This window comes from Flavobacterium sp., assembly GCF_017744675.1.
GTDB lineage: Bacteria > Bacteroidota > Bacteroidia > Flavobacteriales > Flavobacteriaceae > Flavobacterium.
On the sequence record NZ_JAGIAV010000006.1, the window covers coordinates 303,868 to 328,353 of the forward strand.

12 protein-coding genes are annotated in these 24,486 nt (G+C 36.1%); 10 read left to right on the forward strand and 2 right to left on the reverse strand.

Annotated features, from left to right (window positions below; genetic code table 11):
• Positions 1-210: 210 nt before the first annotated feature.
• Positions 211-1,581: a phosphatidylserine decarboxylase family protein gene (locus tag J7574_RS20010; RefSeq protein WP_290972872.1), complete on the reverse strand. Its 1,371-nt coding sequence runs from the start codon at positions 1,579-1,581 to the stop codon at positions 211-213.
• A gap of 351 nt (positions 1,582-1,932) precedes the next feature.
• Between J7574_RS20010 and J7574_RS20015 the strand changes: the two genes are divergently transcribed.
• A complete protein-coding gene (locus J7574_RS20015; protein WP_290972875.1) occupies positions 1,933-2,838 on the forward strand; it encodes a hypothetical protein in 906 nt (301 codons plus the stop codon).
• 67 nt (positions 2,839-2,905) lie between these two features.
• Here the strand turns inward: J7574_RS20015 and J7574_RS20020 are convergent, their stop codons facing one another.
• Positions 2,906-4,117 carry an MFS transporter gene (locus J7574_RS20020; RefSeq protein WP_290972878.1) on the reverse strand — a complete coding sequence of 404 codons (1,212 nt, stop codon included), beginning with the start codon at positions 4,115-4,117 and terminating at the stop codon, positions 2,906-2,908.
• A gap of 100 nt (positions 4,118-4,217) precedes the next feature.
• Between J7574_RS20020 and J7574_RS20025 the strand changes: the two genes are divergently transcribed.
• From J7574_RS20025 to J7574_RS20065, 9 genes are all read left to right on the forward strand, one after another.
• Positions 4,218-5,036 (forward strand): helix-turn-helix transcriptional regulator, encoded by an 819-nt coding sequence (locus J7574_RS20025; protein ID WP_290972881.1) that lies wholly within the window; start codon positions 4,218-4,220, stop codon positions 5,034-5,036.
• A gap of 361 nt (positions 5,037-5,397) precedes the next feature.
• Positions 5,398-7,584: an alpha-rhamnosidase gene (locus J7574_RS20030; protein WP_290972884.1), complete on the forward strand. Its 2,187-nt coding sequence runs from the start codon at positions 5,398-5,400 to the stop codon at positions 7,582-7,584.
• A 158-nt stretch (positions 7,585-7,742) separates the two neighbouring features.
• Positions 7,743-9,422, forward strand: a complete 1,680-nt coding sequence (locus J7574_RS20035) for a hypothetical protein (RefSeq protein WP_290972886.1) — start codon at positions 7,743-7,745, stop codon at positions 9,420-9,422.
• Between the two features lie 263 nt (positions 9,423-9,685).
• Entirely contained in the window at positions 9,686-10,810 is a 1,125-nt protein-coding gene (locus tag J7574_RS20040) for a glycosylase (protein WP_290972888.1), read from the forward strand.
• Positions 10,811-11,052: 242 nt separating this feature from the next.
• Entirely contained in the window at positions 11,053-14,382 is a 3,330-nt protein-coding gene (locus J7574_RS20045) for a glycoside hydrolase family 2 TIM barrel-domain containing protein (protein ID WP_290972891.1), read from the forward strand.
• A gap of 89 nt (positions 14,383-14,471) precedes the next feature.
• The gene (locus tag J7574_RS20050) at positions 14,472-17,858 is read left to right on the forward strand and encodes a glycosyl hydrolase (RefSeq protein WP_290972894.1); all 3,387 of its coding nucleotides are present in this window, start codon (positions 14,472-14,474) and stop codon (positions 17,856-17,858) included.
• Between the two features lie 111 nt (positions 17,859-17,969).
• A complete protein-coding gene (locus J7574_RS20055) occupies positions 17,970-19,394 on the forward strand; it encodes a sialate O-acetylesterase (protein WP_290972897.1) in 1,425 nt (474 codons plus the stop codon).
• 223 nt (positions 19,395-19,617) lie between these two features.
• Positions 19,618-21,963, forward strand: a complete 2,346-nt coding sequence (locus J7574_RS20060) for a DUF5703 domain-containing protein (protein ID WP_290972900.1) — start codon at positions 19,618-19,620, stop codon at positions 21,961-21,963.
• The gene (locus J7574_RS20065; protein ID WP_290972903.1) at positions 21,960-24,410 is read left to right on the forward strand and encodes a T9SS C-terminal target domain-containing protein; all 2,451 of its coding nucleotides are present in this window, start codon (positions 21,960-21,962) and stop codon (positions 24,408-24,410) included. The genes J7574_RS20060 and J7574_RS20065 overlap by 4 nt, the downstream gene beginning before the upstream one ends.
• The last annotated feature ends 76 nt before the right edge of the window (positions 24,411-24,486 follow it).

Here is a 24,486-nt window from a genome sequence, read left to right on the forward strand (position 1 = left end):
TGGTTTTCTGAATTGCCTCCAGTTTTAACTGGAGGTATAAAACAAGAATAGAAAAAGGCTTCAGCCAAAATATCTACAATTTGGCTAAAGCCTTTGAGCTCTGATTATTTTTTCATCCAGCTAAAGCTGGACGCAATTGAATCATAATATTTAAAATAGACTTTGTGTCTTAGTGCTTTAAAAATAAAACTGTTTTTATTATCTAAGACTCTAAACCACTTTTGCTATTTGTGTGTTTACACGAATATTATTAGGAGCGTCCAAACCTGGATTTTCATAAGTGGTGAAATCTAAATTAACACCCGGTCTAAAAATTAGGCAGTGTGTTGAACCTCCAAAATGGAACATTCCTAGCTCGTCACCTTTCTTTACAATGTCGCCTGCTTTTACTGTTATCTGACAGCTTGAAACCTCTGCCATACCCACAGGTATTACACACATAAGTCCAATCGCTGGGTTATTTGCCTCGATAAATATAAGGGCTCTGGTCGCAACTGCTGTTAAAAAGGGTTGTGAATTGTTAGGTGCGCTCGAATCAGGTCCATCTGGATTGTAGAAACCTTGATATAAATTTTCTAAATAATAAGTACCGTTTACAATTTCCGTTTTTACGATTTTTCCGTTTACAGGACTGTGCCAGCGGTGGTAGCTCAAAGCACTTAAAAAGGCTTGGTAAACTGTTCCACCATCAAACTGAGGTGCTAATTCATCAAAATTCATCATGTTTTCTAACGAATACGGTTGCCCTTTCAGCCAAAATTGATCAGACAAAGAGACATTAGTAGCCACTTGCAATGGTGCCGACTCACAGGCATTTGTAATAATCGAATCGTCATTAGGCGCGGTAACAGGGCGTACATTTGGGCAAAATAATCTTGTGAAAAAATCGTCCCAGCTTTTGAATCCGTAATATGGATCTGTAGGATCGGACTGAAAAACATCAGAAAATGTGGCGTAAGGAGGAATAGGATTTGGTTCTAAACCTAAAGCTCCTTGGGCAACTTGCATCATTTCAGATTGAGCTAATTCGCTCAACCATGCAATTACGTTCTCTGAAGGATCATTTTCTATTAAAACGTATCTCGAATCTTCCGAAACCAAAAATTTAGACCAATAGTTTAGTATTTTCTTCAACTGTTGATTTACCAATGCATTTGAAAAAACATCATACCCAAAATTGGTTGCCATTGGCCAAGCTAAAAGTGCATTGATAGGAAAACCAATCATACCCGCAGGTGTTTGATTTCCAGGAGCGCTAGTTTGGTAAGCTTCTGGAGCAGTTTGCATGATTCCGTTGAGTAAAACAAGGAAATCTTCAAAAGTCATAGGTTCTGGTTCCCAAATTAACGGAGTTTGCTTTTTTAAAAAATGAGCTTCGGCAAACATTCCCTGTACATTCGCATACAAAACAGGGTCTGAATATACTAGATTTTGAAATTCGGCAATTTGAGGAATAAGTGGTGTTGGATTTTTTTGTGTAAAGTCCTTTATTTTTTGAATCCAATTTTCAATAATTTGTGGGTCTTGGGGTAACCAGCTTCCCAGCAATTGTTTTGCTTTGTTGAATGTAGTTGCTTCCATAATTTTTTAGGTTAAATTAATATCTAAGGTATTTCAGAAAACAATTCGAAAATTTTAATTTGTTACAAGAGCGTATTTTTGTGTTACAAGAGCTTGTTTTTGTGTCATAAGATCTCATATTGATTGAAAATTATCTGTTTTTTTATGAATTGTCTCTAGCTAGAGTTGTTACTACACTTCAGTATTTTAAAATAAACTTGGCACTTACATCTATATATAATTTTATTTGGTAATATATTATTAAGTAATAAAATGATTACATTTTTTACATGTAATATGTTTTTATTGTAGTTTTTGTATTACATTTGTTTCGTTATCAAACAAAATGTTTAACGATAAAAAATGTAGATTATGTTAAAGAATATTTTAGGCCTTTTAGTTTTTTTTCTAGTAAGTTTCAACTCCATTATTTCCCAAAATCAGATTTATGTAACCCGTGTTAAAAATTCAGATAATAGTCTTGAATTTAAATATACTAAGGTAGTGCCAGGTAATTTTTTTATAGAGTTCAACTTAGAAAATATCTCAAATGTTGATGATGTGTCAGCATTTAGAAAAATTTATAACCTTAATCTTACTAGCGATTCAGGTACGCTTTTCAAGCTTTATCCTATAGATAAAGAAAAACCAATTAACTGCTCTTACAGTTATAGCTATTCTAGAGGACTTATTAAACCTCAAATAGATAATTCTGTTGCTTATCTGCTTCCGTTTAAACCAAATAAAACGATAACGATTAATGAATCGAACAGATTTAATGTAAAGCCTGAAATATGGAAAAATTATCTTGTGTTTTCTAAAACAAAAGATACAATATACGGTATGAGAAAAGGTATCGTTACTGATATTAGAAAAATTGCACTGGACAATAACGGAAATACTGTTTTTAAAACAGAAATTATTGTTGATCATGCAGACGGAACAAATGCATCGTATATTGGATTGGATGATAAGTTATTGGCTGTAAAATTGAATGACGAGATTTTTCCTGGTACGCTTCTTGGCGTAATGGATGATATCATGGACAGTGGAAAAAATCGCAACTTTAAATTCAATATTTATTATTTTTCAAATGAAGAAATAGATGGATTAGACGGAAAAAATATCAAAATAATTGAAAGATCTGTTATGCCAGTTTTTTATACCTCTGAAGGCTATCAAAATTTAATTGCTGATAAAAAGTATACTGTGAAATATGCGGACGAAGTTTTGTTTAAAGAAATTACTCCGCAAGAAAAAACAAAATACAAGTCTTAAATACAAGCTGTGTTAGAACAAAAAAAATGCTCCAAGATTCTGGAGCATTTTGTTTTTTATAAAAAGTTTAAGAAGCTTTTTTTCTTCCTTCAATATTTGGCAAGAATCCAGTAATTACACCAATTAACGGCAAGAATGCACAAATTTTAAATACATATTCTATACTTGTGGCATCGGCGATTTTTCCTAAAACAGCAGAACCTAATCCGCCCATTCCGAAAGCGAATCCAAAGAAAAGACCAGCTACTAAACCAACTTTTCCTGGCATTAATTCAGTTGCATAAACTAAAATTGCAGAGAAAGCAGAAGAAAGAATCAACCCGATAATTACAGATAAAGTTCCAACCCAAAATAAAGAAACATACGGTAGCATCAAAGTAAAAGGCGCAACTCCAAGAATAGAAACCCAGATTACATATTTTCTCCCAAAACGATCACCAATTGGTCCGCCAATTAAAGTTCCTGCTGCAACAGCTCCAGAGAACAAGAATAAATATACTTGCGATTGCTGAATAGAGATATGAAATTTATCAATCAAAAAGAAAGTATAGTAGCTCGTAATACTACTCATGTAGAAGTATTTAGAGAAAATTAAAACCAATAAAATGATTAAGGATGCAATTACACGGTTTTTAGATAAATGATGTGTTTCAATTTTCATTGCTGCTTTATTCGCATTTCTTTCAGATAAATGGTTTGTGTACCAAATTGCAATTCTGTACAAAGTAAAAACGCCAATTAATGCAATAATGCAAAACCAAGCCACATAACTTTGTCCGTTTGGAATGATGATAAATGCGGCTAATAAAGGTCCGATAGCACTTCCTGCATTTCCTCCTAATTGAAAGATAGACTGCGCCAATCCTTTTTTTCCTCCCGAAGCTAAATGTGCAACGCGTGAAGATTCTGGGTGAAAAATCGAAGATCCAATGCCGATCAAACTTACTGATAATAACAAGAATGTGAAGCTAGTAGCGATTGAAACCAGAAATAATCCAGTCATTGTAAAACACATTCCAACAATTAACGAATAAGGTTTTGAATTTTTATCGGTATACATTCCTACAAATGGCTGAAGGATAGAAGCTACGATTTGGTAAGTAAAAGTGATGATTCCGATTTGTGTAAAACTTAATCCGAAATTGTCTTTAATAAGCGGATAAATTGACGGAACTACAGCTTGTAAAAGGTCATTAATTAAATGCGAAAAGCTAATTATAAAAAGTATCGAATAGGTTGTTTTTTTTATTACTTCTGGTTGTACTTTAACGGTTTCCATGAGTGTTTTTTAGGTTAATGGTATTATTTAAAATTACAGCTGTATTAATTTTTTACAAAATTGAAACAAATAAGGATGTCGAAATTGCTATATTTGGACAATGAATAATCAATATCGGACATATAGAGTAGCAACCGATCATGGATACAAAATTGATCCATCAATACCTGTTGTAGGTTATACTGAAATGGTAACCAATGAAATGTGCTTCTCACATTCACATCCAAGAGGGCAATTAATTTACGCAACACGAGGTGTAATGAATGTTGTGGTGGGAAATAATATTTGGGTTGTGAATCCGCTTCAGGGGTTGTGGCTCCCCAGTGGAGTAGAACATCAGGTAACGTTTCAGAAAGATGTCAATTATTATAGTGTTTTTATTGATCCGTCTGTGATGGAAGGATTGCCAGCAAATAGTTTTTCATTTGATATTCCGATGTTTTTGAAGCAATTGGTTTTCAAAATAATTTCTTTTGGAACAAGCGGCAATTTAACAGATTCGCAAAGAAGAATAATTGCAGTTTTTCTGGATGAATTAGCCTTAATCGTTCCAAGTGCCACTTTCCTGCCAACTACAAACAACGAGAGACTTCAAAAAGTAGTGGAACTCTTAATGAATGATGTTTCAAGCAAACAAACAATTGATTATTATGCTGAACTTTCTTTTATGAGCAGCAGAACTTTATCGCGTCTTTTTATTAAGGAATTAGGAATGAATTTCAGCGATTGGCGTACGCGAATGAAATTATTAGAAGCCATTAAAAGATTAGGCGAAAAACAATCTATAAAAGAAATCGCTCTAGATTTAGGTTACGAAACGGCTAGTGCTTTTATTTATATGTTTAAAAAGCATTTAGGAACGACACCTTCTAATTACATTTTAGAAGATGAAAATGAGTCTGAAAAGCTTATTGCTTAGATTTTAAATATGCAATTGAACGCTGATGAAACGGATTTACTTCGTAAAGACGCGGATTTACACGGATTGTAATTATATCAACGCAGCAAGCTTTGTCAAAGTTTAAAACTTTGACAAAGCTTTTGATGGTGAACAAAAAAAAGAAATCCGCGTTTATCCGCGTCTTCGCGATAGCGAATCCGTTTCATCAGCGTCCCATAAAAAATCGTAACATCATTTATTTTAATACTAAAAAAGTGATAACTCATAATTTTTCCCTTAAAAAATTATCAAAAAGTATTGTTTTTTATGAAATAGCAGGATAGTACAGGGTGTGAAATGTGATGGGAACACTTAACTTTAGTCCCAAAATAAACTTACTATGTTAAACCGCTTTTCCATTTTTAACCTTTTATTGGTTCTTATTATTTTCTGTCCTTCCGTTTCTTTGTCAGCGCAAGAGAAATCAAAAGAGGCGACATGGATTTGGTATCCAGGCGATTTCGAAGTTTGGTTAAGCAATAAAATGCAGGTAAGACGCACAGAACGAGAAGCAGTATTTCCGCCACTTTGGCAATATTATAGTCCTTATGCTTTGGTAACTTTTCAAACAGAAGTGGACATTCCAAAACCAGACGTGGTGAAAATCTTCTCAGAAGGACCTTTTCAATTACTTTTAGATGGCGTTCAGATTTACGGACAACCAAAATCAATTACAGTTCCTGCCGGAAAACATAAAATTTCCTTTAAAGTTTACAATCAAGAAGTCTTGCCAGCCATTTATATTTCGGGTCAATATGTTAAATCGGATGCTTCTTGGAAAGTAACCAACGAAGATAAACTTTGGATTGACGAAGCAGGAAAAGCACAGCAATCGGGTACGCCATGGGTTACTGTTGGTTCTTGGAATTTTAATTCACCAGAAAGTAAACCTTCAGAATTCAAACTAACAACAAAACCTTTAAGTGCGAAAAAAAGAGAAAAAATAGCAGGTGGTGAATTGGTCGATTTTGGAAAAGAAACTTTTGGATATATTAAAATTCACGGTTTAAAAGGAAAAGGCAAGATCGCACTTTATTATGGTGAATCTCGTGAAGAAGCGTTGGATTCTGCTAAATGCGAAACATTAGATCATTTATTTTTTGATGGAAAACAGTCTGAAACGTATACGCACGATAGATCAAAAGCATTTCACTATGTTCAGGTTCAAGCTGATGCAGGGGTAAAATACGATTCGATTTCGATGCTTTATGAATATCTGCCATTAGATTATCGTGGTGCATTCAAATCTTCAGATCAATTATTGAATAAAATTTGGGATGTGTCGGCTTATACGATGCATTTAACGTCTCGTGAATTTTTTATAGACGGAATCAAACGCGATCGTTGGGTTTGGTCTGGCGATGCGTATCAAAGTTATTTAATGAATTATTATTTATTCTTTGATTCGCCTTCAGTAGAACGAACGATGTCAGCGCTTCGCGGAAAAGATCCCGTAACAGCTCACGTAAATATCATTATGGATTATTCCTTGTATTGGTTTGTGGGTGTTTATGATTACTACTTGCATACTGGCGATACTAAATTCATTAAAACCTATTATCCAAGAATGAAATCGCTTATGGATTTCTGTTTAGAAAGAAGAAATAAAAACGGATTCTTAGAACCTCTTGAAGGCGACTGGGTTTTTATTGATTGGGCTGACGGATTACCAAAAACAGGCGAGGTTAGTTTCGAACAAATGCTTTTAGCGAGAAGTTTAGAAGCGATGGCTGTTAGTGCTGAAATCGCAGGTAAAAATGAAGACCAAAAACAATATCAAAAATTAGCAGCTGATTTAAAGACAAGCTTATTTGATGTCTTTTGGGATAAAAAAGAAAACGTAATGAAGCACCAGCGTATCGATGGTAAAATGCAGAATATTGTAACCAGATACGCCAATATGTTCGGTATTTTTTTCAATTATTTTACGGAAGAACAAAAACAAAGTGTAAAAAATAAAGTGTTGCTGAATAAAGATGTTCTTCAAATTACAACGCCATACATGCGTTTTTACGAGTTGGAAGCCTTGTGCGCTATGGACGAACAAAAATTTGTTTTAGATGAAATTCGCGATTATTGGGGCGGAATGCTAAATCTGGGAGCTACTTCATTCTGGGAAAAATACGATCCAAAACAAAGCGGAAAAGAGCATTTAGAAATGTACGGTCGCCCTTATGGAAAAAGCCTTTGCCACGCTTGGGGAGCAAGTCCGATTTATTTATTAGGAAAATATTATTTGGGTGTAAAACCAACCGCTCCAGGATATTCAGAATATGAAATCAAACCAAATTTAGGAGGTTTAAAATGGATGGAAGGAAAAGTGCCAACACCAAACGGAGAAGTTGCGGTGTATTGCAGCACTAAAGAAATTAAAGTAAAAGCAGGCGAAGGAGAAGGAAAATTAATTTTCAAAAGTGCAAGCAAACCAAAAGCAAATTCTGGTACGATTACAGAATTAGCAAAAAATAAATATCAGTTGATTGTAAAAGCGAATGTGGAGTATGTAGTGAGTTATAAAGCGATTTAAGTTCTTAGTGATTAGTGTTTAGCGCATAGTTTATAACGCACAGTTTGTCATTGCGAGGAACGATGCAACCTCACTAATAATTACGCAATGTTTTATATAGCAAATGGGATTGCTTCGTTCTCGCAATGACGCAAAAACTAAAAAAAAAATAAAAACCAATGTTTTCAATAAGTACCAAATACAATTTCAAATTAAACACAACCATTTTCTTTGTGCTGACATTTTGCGTTCAAGTCACAGCCCAAAATACCGCATGGAAACCAGCTTCATTCGAAATCATAAAATCAAATTACAAGACTTTCAAAACGACTCAATACGCTCACGTTTTTTCAGGAAGCAAACACAATATTGTTCGTTTAGCACCAGAATTGCAAGGGGTGACAGGAATTGAACTTCCTTTAGATAAATATAAAAACGGAACTAATACTCCATTACAATTAAAATTTAAAGAACCTGTAACGGTTTTGGTTGGTGTTTTTCAAGATAAGAGCACTGAATATCTTCAATCTGAAAATTTTAAAGATGCCAAATTGGTTTTAGAAAATGGAGTTACAATTACGGGATTGCCTCCAGTAAATGTTTATGCACTCTCTTTTTCAAAAGGAATTCAAATTATAAATCCAAACGGGAAAGGATTATTTGCTATTTTGGGAGTTGTAAAAGCTTCCGAAAGTCTAAAATCAAGAGATGCAAAATTACCAGACGGAAAACTTTGGAATCCAACATTTATCGTAGAAGGATTTTCAGATGAAAAACCGCTTTTCGAAATTATTGGTGGAGAAAACAAACCCGTTATCGACGAAGGAATGACTGGTACAGAAGGAATCCAAGGAGGTTTTGAAGGTGGACGTGTAGTAAAAGTGGGTGATACCTATCATATGTTTCCAACAGAAAGAGCAGGAGAAAAAGGCGTTGATTATTATTATGATCGTGTAAAAACCAAAATCGGACATTGGACAAGTAAAGATGCAATCCATTGGAAAAGAGAGTCTACGATTTATCAAGCAAGCGGAACTTACGCTGTAACTGAAGACGACAACCCAATGAACGATCGTCGCGCTGCGATTTGGTCGTATATGCCTGTTTTTAATGAAAAAGCAAACAAATGGTACGGTTACTATTTGGCGTATACTGTTAATAAAGAGATAGAACCAAATCACTCATTTGGAAGAATTTGGCGTTGTGAATCGACGGTAGAGGGAATCGAGGGAATCGGCGGTCCGTATAAAGATATGGGAATCATTATGGAACCAGGGTTAGATTCTCAGCCTTGGGAAGGTCGTCAAGGTGTGGCTTCTTTTTTCCCATACCAAGTAGGCGACAAGTATTTCGGATTTTACAGTGGTGCATATCCGTTTAATTCTTGGGCAGATTATCCGAAGAAATCAGGAAAAGGCTGGTTTGTGGCTTTAGCCGAATCCAAAAGTTTAGAAGGTCCTTGGTTGAGAATGAACAAAGGTTTGGAACCCATTAAAACTATGCACCCGCTTTTTGTTGAAAATCCAATTGTAAGTCAATTACCAAACGGTTTGTACATCGCAATTTTCGACGGAGGTCCAGACGGCTGGGGACATCATTTACCAAATATGATTGCGTATTCGTTATCAGCAGACGGAGTTAATTGGGCGGAAGCGCATTATTTGCCAATCGAAACCAAAGTAGAAAAATGGTGGGATATTATGAGAACTCCGCTTTGCCTAATCCCAGAAGGAAACGATGTTTACACGATAGTTTATAATGCAATCGATTTGAAAAGAAGATTTCATCCAACAGGAATGGTAAAAGTAAAATTGAATAAAGACGTGATGGAATCGAAGTTAAAAGAATTGAAGAAGTAAGACGGGGGTAGAGGAAAGAAGCAAGATGCAAGATTTTTTTTGTATTAAGAAGATAAAAGATCAGCTAAATCTGCAAAATCTGCGAGAGAAAATAAAAATAATTTCACGCAGATTTTAGGAGATTGAAGCAGATAAACACAGATTATTTAAAAAAAAAATCTAATTAAATCGGCATAAATCCTTTTAAATCTGCGTGAAACAAAAATAAAAAACTTTGAGTCTTAGTGCCTTCGTGGCAAAAGCAAACAAAACATAACCAAAAAATGAAAATTAAATATCTCCTTATTGCTGTTTCAGCGCTTTTTATAAGCAGTTGTGCAACCAAATACAAAAAAAGAGAAATCACCGACAGCGTCATGCAGGAAATTTACGAAGAAGTAAAAACGCCTTACAAATACGGTTTGGTGATGGTGCCAACAGACAACTCTTATAAAATGGATTGTCCAAGTGTTTTTAGAAAAGATGGCAAATGGTACATGACGTATTTAATTTATGACGGAAGAGGATATGAAACTTGGTTAGCAGAAAGTGATAATTTGCTAGACTGGAAATATTTAGGAAAAGTAATGTCGTTCTCAGAAAATGAAAAACACTGGGACGTCAATCAAAAAGCTGGATATATTTCGCTGCAAGATATGACTTGGGGCGGAAGCTACGAATGGGAAAAATACGATGACAAATATTGGATGAGCTATTTCGGAGGAGACAGCAAAGGTTACGAAGCAGGCGTTTTGTCAATCGGAATGGCATATACGAAAGAAGCTCCGACAAAATCACACGAATTTCAAAGATTAGAAAATCCGGTTTTAACACCAAAAGATAAAGATGCTAAGTGGTGGGATAATAGCACAATGTATAAAAACAGTGTAATTCGTGATAAAGATAAAGTAACTGGACACAATTTTATCATGTATTATAATGCCCGTGGTGACAGCATAAATCCTGCTAAAGGCGCAGAACGTATTGCTATGGCGGTATCAAACGACATGAAACACTGGGAGCGTTATGGCAATAAACCGCTAATCAATCATCATAAGGGAATTTCGGGAGATGCTTATATTCAACGTATTAACGATACTTGGGTAATGTTCTATTTTGGAGCTTTCTGGACAGGTTGGAATCAAGGTGCATTTAACCGTTTTGCCGTTTCCAATGATTTAGTAAACTGGACCGACTGGAAAGGAGACGATTTAATCAAGTCGTCTGAACCCTACGATGATTTGTTTGCCCATAAATCTTTTGTGGTAAAACATGATGGAGTAGTATATCATTTCTATTGTGCAGTGAACAAAGCAGAACAAAGAGGAATCGCAATAGCTACTTCTAAAGATTTAGGAAAAAGCAAATTGAGTTTTGTGGCTCCGCCGGAGAAGAAAAAGAAGAATTAAATACAAAGTACAAAGTACAAAGTACAAAGTACAAAGAATTAAGATATAGTACGTTTTAAACCTGACAGGTTTTAAAAACCTGTCAGGTTTAATAATCACGAAATAAAACACCCAGTTTGTCATTTCGACGAAGGAGAAATCTTCACAAGTAACTCCATAATGCGAGTCAATCTTTGTAGAGCTCCTCGCGGAGATTTCTCCTTTGTCGAAATGATAAAAAAGCGAGTAAAAAATATAAAAGAATGTCCAAGTCAGTTCAAAATAATCACTTTTCAAGGTTTCGATTTTCGATACCAAAATCAGTATTCACATTTCACATTTTACTTCTCACAATTTTCACAACCCAAGCACAATCCGTAACGGGAGAACCTGCAGGAGTTCCAGAACTTCATAAGAAATACGAATTTGCACCTTGGGAAGATCCAACGATAACAAATATCAACAGACAGCCGTCTAGAGCGACTGCTTATTCTTACACAAGTGTTGAAGACGCATTAAAAGGCGACAGAACCAAAAGTAGAATCCAAATGCTGAATGGCGATTGGGATTTTAAATATGCAGTAAACTTAAAAGAAGCCTCAAAAGATTTCTATAAAAACACTGTTTCAGGCTGGGATAAAATCGAAGTGCCATCCAACTGGGAAATGAAAGGTTATGATAATCCGATTTATAAAAGTGCCGTTTATCCGTTTAGACCTATAAATCCGCCTTATATTCCTAAAGATTATAATGGAGTTGGTTCTTACCAAAGAAGTTTCACCGTTCCTGAAAACTGGAAAGATATGACGGTTACGTTACATTTCGGTGCTGTAAGTTCAGGTTTTGAAGTGTGGTTAAACGGAGAATTTTTAGGATACGGAGAAGACAGTTCTCTGCCATCAGAATTTGATATTACACCTTATTTAAAAGCGGGAGAAAATGTAGTTTCAGTTCGCGTAATTCGTTGGACAGATGGTTCTTATTTAGAAGATCAGGATCACTGGCGTATGAGCGGCATCCAGCGTGAAGTTTTCATTATGGCCGAACCAAAATTACGTATTCAGGATTTCTTTGTTCAAACGAAACTGGACAAAGAATACAAAGACGCGATTTTCAAATTAAGACCAAAAGTAGAAAATTTGACAGGAGAAAAAATCAAAGATTATACGATGAATGTTCAGTTGTACGATGCCAATAATACGGCAATATTCAAAGAACCGCTTCAAAGACCTGTAATTGATTTAATCAACGAAAGTTATCCTCGTTTGGACAATGTTCGCTTTGGATTCTTTCAAGAAAACATTAAAAATCCAAAAAAATGGAGTTCAGAAGAGCCGAATTTATACACAATGGTAATTTCGATAAAAGACAAAAACGGAAATGTTACAGAAGCGAAAAGCTGTAAAGTCGGTTTCCGTTCTATTGAATTCTCGAAAGAAAACGGAAAAATGCTCATCAACGGAAAAGAAACGTATGTCTATGGCGTAAACCGTCACGATCATCATCCAACAAGAGGAAAAGCCGTTACAAGAGAAGATATCAAACAAGATATTACGACGATTAAAAAGTTCAATTTCAATTTTATACGTACAAGCCATTATCCAAACGATCCTTATTTTTACGAATTATGCGATCAATACGGAATCATGGTGATGGACGAAGCCAATCAAGAAACGCACGGAATTGGCGGTAAATTAAGTAACGATCCGCAGTGGACAAATGCTTATATGGAGCGTATGATTAGAATGGTAGAGCGTGATAAAAACCATCCATCGGTTGTAATGTGGAGTTTGGGTAACGAAGGTGGAAAAGGACCAAATCACGCAGCAATGTCGGGTTGGGTTCACGATTTCGATATTACGCGTCCCGTGCATTATGAGCCAGCGCAAGGAAATGCAAAATTAGAAGGTTATATCGATCCGCTTGATCCAAGATATCCAAAAACAATCGATCACGCCTATCGATTCGAAAATCCACAAGATGATTCATATGTCGATATGGTAAGCCGTTTTTATCCAGGCGTTTTCACACCGAAATTTTTAGTAGATCAAAAGAAAGATACGCGTCCGATTATTTTCGTTGAATATTCTCATGCCATGGGGAATTCGGTTGGAAATTTAAAAGAATTATGGGATGAATTTCGTTCGCTTCCAAGAGTTATTGGAGGTTGTATCTGGGAATTTAAAGATCAAGGTTTAGTGAAATTTGATTCGAGATCAGGTCAGAATTATTTTGCTCACGGAGGAGATTTTGGAGAAAAATACCATGACGGAAATTTCAATACAAAAGGAATTGTAGATTCTAACGGAAAACCAAAAGGCTCAATTTTTGAAAATAAATGGGTCTATCAGCCAGCGATTTCAACTTTAAACGGAAATCAATTAGAAATTAAAAATCGTCAGGCGGTTAAATCTTTAGAAGGATATATTCCTGTTTTGAAAGTATTGGAAAACGGAAATGTAATCAAAACTCAGATTTTAAAACCTTTAAAAGTAAAAGCAGGGCAATCGACAACAATAGATGTAAGCTCATATCTTCCAAAGATGAAAAATGATGCCGAATATCTTTTGAATATTGAATTTCAGCTTTCAGCAGATGAACTTTGGGCTTCAAAAGGATATGTGGTTGCTGAAGATCAATTTCAGTTGAAAAAGAAAGAAGCTTTAGTTTTGAATGCTAAAAAAGAAGTTTTAAATGTTTCTGAATCGGATTCAGAATTTAAGATCAAAGGAAAAACTTTTGATATTACGATTGGAAAAACAAACGGAGCTTTGAGCTCGTATGTTTTCAACGGAGAAGAACAGGTTTTTGCGCCGTTGCTGCCTAATTTTGTAAGACCGCTTACAGACAACGACAAACGTGGATGGAAATCGCAAAAGCTGTTGAAGCAATGGTACAAAGCGAAACCAAAATTGGTTAATGTGAAAATCGATAAATCGGCTTCTGAAATTAAAGTGATAAGCGATTACGAAATTATAAAAGACAGCGCAAGCGTAAACGTAGTATACAACATCAGCCCAGACGGAGTGATAAAAGTAGATTACAGTTTGAAAGCTTCAGACAAACTGCCAAACCTTCCAAAAATCGGAATGCAGATGGGAGTTCAAAGAAAATTCGATCAGATTTCGTGGTACGGAAAAGGAGAATTGGAGAATTACAGCGACAGAAGTTTTGGCTCGTTTGTTGGGAAATATTCGCTTCCAATTAATGACTTTATCGAACATTATCCAAAACCGCAAGAAAACGGAAACCGATGCGATGTAAGATGGATGGCATTGACAACTCCGCAGAAAAATCAAGGTTTTATGGTAGTTAATGATGACAAAGTTTTAAGTATGAGCGCTTGGCCTTACACACAGGAAAACTTGAGTGGAGCAGTTCATACTTATGATTTAAAAGATCCAGGATTTTTGACTGTAAACATCGATTTAATTCAGATGGGAGTGGGAGGAAATGACAGCTGGACAATTGTAGCTCAACCAATTGAACAATATCAGATCAAATCTGGAAATTATCAATATAGTTTTTATTTAACGCCTTTCAGCGGTTCGAAGAATCAGTTAGAAAATAGTTTGAAGAAGTTTAAGTATTAATGAAGTCATTGTGAGGAACGAAGCAATCTCAAGACATAAGCAACTAAGCGTGATTGCTTCGTTCCTCGCAATGACAAAACAATGACAAAATGTTTCAAAAAAAACACCTCTTTTTTATCCTTCTTCTCGCAAGCTTCGTCTCTGGGCAGGAAGTCCATAAAAAAGAATCTTTTGAGCCAACACTAGAATCCTCCAAAACTTGGGTGTATTGGTATTGGATGAAATCGGCGTATTCTAAAGTTGGAATCACGGCCGATTTAGAAGCCATGAAACAAAACGGAATTGCAGGCGCTTATTTAATGACCATTAAAGGTCCAGCAAATCCGCCATTGATCGATCCGCCGGTTTTACAGTTGACTCCTGAATTTTGGGATATGATTAACTGGGCTCTTAAAGAGGCAGATCGTTTAGGTTTAAAACTCGCTTTTCATGGAGCCGACGGATTTGCCGTTGCAGGCGGTCCGTGGATTACACCTGAAATGGCGATGCAAAAAGTAGTTTGGTCAACGACAGAAGTTTTAGGAGGGAAAAAAGTCGCTTCAAAACTTCTTGTTCCAGAGCATTACAAAGATTATTATAAAGACATTGCAGTTTTTGCAATTCCGATAAAAGAATATCAAACTACGTCTCAAATTCAATTACCTAAAGTAACGACATCAAACAATTCTGATGCTTCGTTTTTGGCTGATCCGAAGAAAGACGAAAACTTCAAATTGGCAGATGCAGGTTGGATTCAATACGAATTTGCCCAGCCTTTTACCTGCAAATCGATTGTAATTGAAACCAAAGGAAGAGATTATCAGGCGCAACGTCTGATTGTGGAAGTTAGCAATGACGGAGTTCATTTCAAATTTCATGAAAGATTGATTGCACCGCGTCACGGCTGGCAGGATATGGATTTTCCAAATACGCATACGATTACGCCAGTTACAGCAAAATATTTCAGATTTGTTTATGATCCAATTGGAACAGAACCAGGTGCAGAAGATTTGGATTTTGCGAAATGGAAACAAAATCTGAAAGTGAGTAAAATTACGCTTTCAAATCAGTCCTTAATCAATAATTACGAAGGTAAATCAGGATCAATCTGGCGTTTGACTCCAGAAACAACGGAGAAAGAAATTCCGAATTCAGATGCATTTAAAAAATCAGAAATCGTTAATATTTCGAGTTTTGTGGATGCTGAAGGAAATCTAAATTGGAAAGCGCCAAAAGGGAAATGGAAAATTATCCGAATGGGGCATACTTCTACAGGACACGAAAATGCAACAGGTGGAGCAGGAAAAGGTTTAGAAGTAGATAAATTTAATCCAGAATTAATTCGTTTTCAACTAGATCATTGGTTTGGGGAAGCGGTTCGTTCTGCTGGTCCTGAATTGGCTTCAAGAGTTTTGGCAATTCTTCATTTTGACAGCTGGGAATGCGGAAGCCAAAACTGGTCTTCAGTTTTTCAAGCCGAATTTAAAAAGAGACGCGGTTACGATATTGTTGAATATCTTCCTGTAATGGCAGGGATTCCAGTAGAAAGTGCCGATTTCTCAGAGAAAGTTTTATACGATATTAGAAAAACAATTGCCGATTTAGTGGCAGATAATTTCTACGGAACTGTCGCTCAGATTGCCAAAGAATATAAAGTCAAATTAAGTTCTGAAAATGTCGCTCCAACCATGATGAGCGATGCTTTGTTGCATTATAAATATGTAGATTATCCGGGCGGTGAATTTTGGCTGAAAAGCCCAACACACGACAAACCTTTCGATATGGTCGATGCCATTTCGGGCGGACATATTTATGGGAAAGACATTATTCAGGCTGAATCTTTTACGGCTTTGCGAATGGATTGGGACGAGCATCCAGGAAATCTAAAAACAACTGCAGATCGCAATTATGCTTTAGGAATTAACCGTTTATTCTATCATGTTTTTGTACATAATCCGTGGACGGATAGAAAACCGGGAATGACTTTAGACGATATCGGAACTTTTTTCCAAAGAGATCAAACGTGGTGGAAACCCGGAAAAGCGTGGTTTGATTATTGTCAAAGAGTGCAGTTTCAATTGCAGAAAGGAAAACCTGTAATTGATTTGGCGGTTTTCATTGGTGAAGATTTTCCTTCGCGTTCTTTCGTTCCAGATCGTTTGGTGCCGTTTATTCCGAATGTTTTTGGAAAGGAAAGATTGGAAAACGAGAAAATCCGTTTAGAGAATGAAGATCAGCCGACTGCAAAAATGCCGAAAGAAGTGACCTATTCTAAAAACATCACCGATTTGTCGCAATGGATTAATCCGCTGAATGGTTATCAATACGATTCCTTTAACGCTGATGTTTTAATCAACAGAGCAAAAGTCGTAAAAGGAAAAGTAACTTTTGAAGGCGGAATTGAATATGGAGCTTTACTGTTTCCCGGAAGTCATAAAATGGCGCCGAATAAAATGTTGTCTTTGGCTTCCGCCGAAAAAATCCTGCAATTGCTAAAAGATGGAGCAACGATTTTTGTGGACGAAAAACCAACTATTCAACCGGGAATTCAATCAGAAGCCGATAAAAAGAAATGGCAGCATGTGATTGATGAGATTTGGAATAATTCTAATTCCACTTCATGGAAAATTGGAAAAGGAACCGTTGTCAAATTACCCTATTTAGGAAATGATTTTGCTTCCATCGGAATCACGCAAGATGTTTATTTTCCAAACTTAAACAGAGCAGATGCTGAAACAATTGCTTGGGCGCACAGAAAAGCAGATAACGAAGAAGTCTATTTTCTTTCGAATCAAAAAGAGCAAAAAAGAACATTTGATGCTTCCTTTAGAATAAATGGAAAAGTGCCTCAATGGTACAATCCCGTTACGGATAAAACATCGGCTTTAGCCAATTGTAAAATAGAAAACGGAAGAACGATTGTTTCTTTGACTTTAGAAGCTAATGAATCTGGTTTTGTGATTTTTAAGGAAGAAACCAAAGAAGTTTTAGCTCAAGGAAAACCAACTGAATTTGAAAAAGTTCAGGTTTTAGATGAAAATTGGGAACTTCAGTTTGATCCTGAATTTAAAGGCCCGAAAGAAGTCATAAAAACAAATAAACTTTTTGATTGGAGTACTTCTGAAAATGATCAGATTAAGTATCATGCAGGAACTGTGGTTTACAAAAAAGAGTTTGTTTGGAAAGGAAAAGACACCAACAAAATATGGCTGGATTTAGGCGAAATCGCCAATATTGCTGAAGTTTCAATTAATGGTAAAGATTGCGGAACACTTTGGACTTTTCCATTCAAAACAGATATTTCGAATGCCTTACAAAAAGGGAAAAATACAATCGTAATAAAAGTGACCAATACATGGGCAAATCGTTTAATAGGCGATCAAAAACTGCCAAAAGAAGAAAGATTAACCTGGACAACAGCACCATTTAGATTGGAAGGAAATCCATTGCTAAAAGCAGGATTATTAGGACCGATTGTAATTTTAAAAGAAAAATAATTTTTTTTCGCCACGACCGAGCGATAGCGAACGGACGAAGGAATTCACGAATTTTTTATAATCAGATTTGAGATTAATTCGTGAATTCGTGGCTAATAAAACACAACGAAAATGAGAAACTCAATTATAGCATTTGTGGTTGCTTTAGCAAGCCTTCAAATCAATGCAAAAATCAAAATGCCAGCATTGTTTACAGACAATATGATGTTGCAACAAAAATCAAACGCGCCAATTTGGGGCTGGGCAGAAAAGAATGCAAATGTCATGATCAAAACATCATGGAATTCTAAAATTTACAAAACAAAAGCCGATGCTTCGGGCAAATGGAAAACAGCATTGCAAACGCCAACAGCAGGCGGACCATTTACAATTGAAGTAACAGAAGGAACGGAAAAAGTAACCATCAAAAACATTTTAATTGGTGAAGTCTGGCTTTGTTCGGGACAATCGAATATGGAAATGCCATTAAAAGGTTTTCAAGGACAACCAGTAAAAAACGGAAACGAAATCATTGTAAGATCAACTAACAAAAACATTCGTTTAATTACGATTCCGCGTGCGACGGTTTTAGAACCAAAAGACGATTTCGAAGAAAAATGGGAAGAAGCTTCTCCAAAATCAACTTCCAATTTTAGTGCGACGGCTTGGTATTTTGGTTCGCTTTTACAGGAAGTTTTAAATGTCCCAGTGGGATTGATTCATGTTTCTTACGGAGGTTCAAGCATGGAAGCGTGGATGAATGCGGAAATGCTGAAAGATTTTGCAAGCGCTAAAATTCCGACTACAAAAGAAGAATTGGCTAAAGATCCGAATCGTGTTCCGACAACTTTATTTAATGGAATGCTTTCGCCTGTTATTGGTTATGGAATAAAAGGTTGCATTTGGTATCAGGGAGAATCGAATTACGAAAGAGCAAATGAATATACAGCTTTAATGAAAAAGATGGTAAGCAGTTGGAGAACAATGTGGAATCAAGGAGATTTTCCTTTTTATTTCGCTCAGATTGCACCGTTTAATTACGCTTCATTTCACCCGAAAGATTATTTGGAGAAATACAATTCGGCTTATTTGAGAGAGGCACAGTTTAAGGCTTCAAAAGAAATTCCGAATTCGGCAATGGCAGTTTTAATGGATGTTGGAGAAGAAAACAACATTCATCCAATGGACAAGGAAAAAGGAGGAAACCGTTTAGCTTTTCAGGCTTTAGCAAGAACCTACGGAATTGAAGGTTTCGAATTCGAAAGTCCGAAATACAAGAGCATGGAAATTAAAGACGGTGCTGTAACCGTTTCTTTTGATGATGTCGCTAACGGAATTACGTCTTACGATAAAGAAGTGACAGGTTTTGAAATAGCAGGAGAAGATAAAGTTTTTTATCCTGCAAAAACGGTTGTAAGACGAAAATCAGTGGTTTTAACTTCTGATAAAGTGGCTAAACCAGTTGCAGTACGTTATTTATGGAAAGATTTCGCTAAAGCGGAATTATTTAGCGCAGGAGGTTTGCCGGTTTCTTCTTTTAGGACAGACGAGTGGTAGTTATGAGTTATAAGTTATGAGTTATGAGTTATGAGTTTCCACCTAGTTTGTCATTTCGACGTAAGGAGAAATCTCCGCAAGTAGCTCTACAAAGATTGAATTATGTCTCCCGCAGATTTAGCAGATCTTGCAGATAAAATTAAATCAGCTAATCTGCGAAATCTGCGAGAGAAAAATAAAAAATAATACCTGCAAGATTTTGAAAACTTTGCAGGAAACGAAAATGATGAAATACTTTAAATACATACTTCTCTTCACCACGCTTTGCATCAAAGCACAGATTCCTGTACTCGATAGTTATAATCAAGTTTGGACAACACAAAGCGCAAATTCATCAGAATCTATGCCTTTGGGCGGCGGTGATATTGGTACGAATGTCTGGGTCGAGAAAGGAAATTTGTATTTTTATTTTTCACGAAGCGGGACTTTTGACGAACATAATACTTTATTGAAATTAGGTCGCGTGAAAATTACTTTAAGTCCGAATCCGTTTGAAGGGGCAGCTGGTTTTCGTCAGGAACTGAAACTAAAAGACGGTTATATTTTGGTCGGACAAAATGACACTAAAATCAAACTTTGGGTGGATGTTTTTAAACCGATTATTCATGTCGATTTAGAAAGCAAAAATCCGCTGAAAATGACGGCTTCTTATGAAAGCTGGCGCCATCAAAACCGTATTTCAAAGGGAAAAGAAAATAATGCTAATTCCTATAAATGGGCACCTCAGGGTGATGTTGTCATTTTTAAAGATTCGATTGCTTTTGAAAATAACGGACTTAAATTCTATCACCGAAATCGCGAACAAACTGTATTTGATGTTGCTGTAAAACAGCAGAAAATGGAATCGGTTAAAGATCAAATGTTGAATCCGATTGCGAATTTGACTTTCGGTGGATTCATGAAAGGCGATAATTTAAAACCAGACGGAACGTATCGAGGAAAATATCAGGATACCGATTTCAAAGGTTTTAATTTAACGAGTACTAAACCTTCAAAAAAACATTCGCTAGAAATTTATTTAAACACAAGTCAATCAGATTTTTCAACTTGGAATAATGACTTGCAAAGTTTGATTTCATCGAATAAAAAAACAGCAAAGCAAGCCGAGAAAAACACGATAAAATGGTGGAACAATTTCTGGAACCGCAGTTTTATTTTCACACAAAAAAATCAATCTGCAGTCAAAGATTCCGTTTATCAAATTGGGCAGAATTATCAATTGTTCCGATACATGCTAGGATGCAATGCTTACGGAAAATATCCAACCAAATTCAACGGCGGACTTTTTACGGTTGATCCTGTTTACACGAATAAAGAGTTGAATTTTACACCTGATTTTAGAAATTGGGGCGGAGGAACGATGACAGCTCAAAACCAGCGTTTGGTTTATTTTCCGATGGTAAAAAGCGGTGATTTTGACATGATGAAATCACAATTGGATTATTATGTAAGTCTTCAAAAAAATGCCGAATTACGCAGTAAAGTCTATTGGAAACACAACGGAGCATCGTTCACAGAACAATTAGAAAATTTCGGACTTCCAAATCCAGCTGAATACGAATGGAAACGTCCCGCAGGTTACGATCCGGGAATGGAATACAATGCTTGGTTAGAATACGAATGGGACACCGTTTTAGAATTCTGCCAAATGATGTTACAGCAGAAAGAATATGCTCAAGAAGACATTCAGAAATACAACCAATTCATTATTAGCTGTCTTCGTTTTTTCGATGAACATTATCAATATTTAGCGAAACAAAGAGGTCGAAAAGCCTTAGACGGAAACGGAAAATTAATTCTTTTTCCGGGTTCAGCTGCTGAAACTTACAAAATGACGAATAACTCAAATAGTACGATTTCGGCTTTACAAGTTATTACAGAACAGCTTTTAAATCTTTCGCAGAAAGAATTATCAAAAGAAGATGTTGATTATTTGAAAGCATTTCAAACGAGAATTCCGCCTTTGAATTTTGGGCAGATTGAAAATCATAAAGTTTTGCTTCCTGCGAAGACTTGGGAACGTGTTAATAATTCAGAAGTGCCCCAATTGTACCCTATTTATCCGTGGGGAATTTACGGCGTTGGTAAACCAGATTTAGAAACCGCTTTGAATACATGGAAATATGATCCTGATGCTTTAAAATTCAGAAGTCATGTGGGTTGGAAACAAGACAATATTTTCGCTGCTCGTTTAGGATTGACCAATGAAGCAGCAAAATACAATACGTTGAAAATGGCGAATTCTGAACGACGTTTTCCTGCGTTTTGGGGACCAGGTTTTGACTGGGTTCCAGACCACAATTGGGGCGGTTCGGGAATGATTGGCATGCAGGAAATGCTTTTGCAAGAAACAGCTGGAAAAATCTATCTTTTTCCAGCTTGGCCAAAAGAATGGAATGTTCATTTTAAATTATATGCAAAACAAAATACTACCGTTGAAGCCGAATTGGTTAATGGAGAAGTAAAGGTTTTAAAAGTAGTTCCAGAAGAAAGAAAAAAAGACATTATAAACCTGATTGGAAAATCAGAAACTGAAAAGATTAAACTAACTATTACCACACAAAAATGATTAAGAAATTAATAAGTGCTTCGGTTCTTGCGATGCTTTTGGCGACCAACGGGCAAGCACAGAATACCGACAAACAAGTCGTAAAAGTCGATTTTGACTTTTTTCAAAGACGATTAGAAGAAGTTCACGATCCGAGTTACGATTCGTGGGTAATTAATGAAAACAAAGAAGACCAAAAAACTTTTAATGGAGTCACCTTTAAGTTAAAAGGAAACTTTACTTCAAAATGGTACAAGGTCGGAATGAGTGCTCCATATTACAATAGATTAGGTTCTGACGGATTGGTTACAGCCGAAAATTTAGAACTGAAAATTAGCGGTTTAGTAGCAGGAAAACATACGCTGTTGACCTTTCATAATGCATTTGATGTCATTACAGGAAAAACTTTTTCACCGATTAAAATCTTTGTAAACGGAAAACTTCAGGAAACCGTAAATGCGAGTCAGAGAGCCAATGCTAAGGTGGATGCTTCGATGGCCTATATTTCATTCAACACAGAAAAGGGAAAAGATGTAATTGTTCGTTTTGAAATTGATCCAACCAACAATCCAGATGTTGTAAAACAAATTGTGGTTAACGGTTTTGAAATCGATACACCAAACTTGATGAATCAGGCACGCACTCCAGAACCAAAAAACAGAGACGAACATGTTGAAGTTAATAAAAATGTTATTTTAAAATGGGATGCTCCAAAAAATGTTGTGGCGCATAAACTGTATTTCGGTTTAGATCAAAATGCGGTGGCAAATGCAACAGAATCTTCAAAAGAATTCAAAGGAAAATTAACTGATAAAAATTTCTCTGTTTCAGAATTGTATAGTGGTTCAACCTATTATTGGAGAGTAGATGAAGTCGATAGCAACGGTCAGGAAACTTTAGGAAATGTTTGGTCGTTTAAGCCTGCTCAATTGGCTTTTCCGGGTGCTGAAGGTTACGGACGTTATGCTGTTGGAGGACGTGGCGGAAAAGTAATCGAAGTTACAAATCTAAACGATGACGGCCCAGGAAGTTTACGTGATGCTATTAATCAGGAAATTGGACCTAGAACGATTGTTTTTAATGTTTCGGGAAATATTAAACTGGCTTCGAGATTGGTTGTGAATCAGCCTTATATTACCATTGCGGGACAAACTGCACCAGGCGAAGGAATTACGGTTACTAGAGCGCCAATTGGATTAACGGGAGATGACGGAGTTATTCGCTTTTTGAAGGTGAGAATTGGTGGTGGAAAAACGTTTGACGGAATGGGATTAACGGGCGCTAATTTTAGTATTATCGACCATTGTTCCATCAGCTGGACTATTGATGAATCGTTTAGTTCCCGTGGTGCGCATCATATTACTTTGCAAAGAACTTTAATTTCTGAGGCCTTAAACGTAGCGGGACACGATAAATACGAAGCAGGAAAAATGCACGGATATGCGGCAACAATTGGCGGAGATATCGGAAGTTTCCATCACAATCTGTTGGCTCACAACGAAGGTCGTAACTGGAGTATTGGCGGTGGTTTAAGCGGCGACGGATTTTATACTGGAAGATTGGATATTCGTAATAACGTAGTTTATAATTGGGGAAAAAGGGCCACAGACGGTGGTGCAAACGAAGTTAACTTTGTAAACAACTATTATAAACCAGGAGCTTCAACTAAGATTTTTGTGGCTTTGAATGCACAGCATGAAGGCGTTGGAAAAGGAATGCAGCGTTATTACTTTGATGGAAATGTCATGCCGGGTTATTTTGATGAGAAAACACAGGACAAAGGCAGAAAATTTACTGTAACCAATAAGGAGAAAGTGGAGTATGAAACTTTCGTAAATAAGCCGTTTTTTGAATCTTATGTAAATACACAATCGGCTAAAGGAGCTTATAAAAATGTACTTTCAGATGTTGGTGCAAATCAGCCGTATTTTGACAAACACGATAACCGAATTATAGATGAAACTTTAAAGGGAACATATACTTATAAAGGAAGTAAAAGCGGTTATGGCGGAATGATTGATAGTGAAGAAGATGCTGGAGGATGGCCAAATTTTCCGTCAGAAACTCGTTCTGCAGATTGGGATACCGATCATGACGGATTGCCAAACTGGTGGGAAAAAGCTTTTGGTTTAAACGAAAATTCACCAGCAGGAGATTTCTCAGATGCAAATTCAGATGTTGATAAAGACGGATTCACACAACTGGATAATTATTTAGACTGGCTGGCTCAACCTCATTATTTTATCAATTTAAAGGATAAAAAGGTTTTAGCTGCTTCCGATCTTTTCAAAGGATACGACAACAAACCCGTTTATACTTTAACTGAAGTTAAAAACGGTAAAGTAAGTTTAAAAGGAAAAGAAATTCAGTTCACTTCCGAAAATAAAGGATTTGCATCATTTGTACTAACAGTAAAAGATGCTGATGGAGATTCGATGAGCAGAACTATTAATTTCTTTGTGAAGTAAATATTTAAACCATATAAGTCATATAAGAAATTTTAAGTTTTACTTAAATGAACTTATATCAATCTGGTTAAATTGG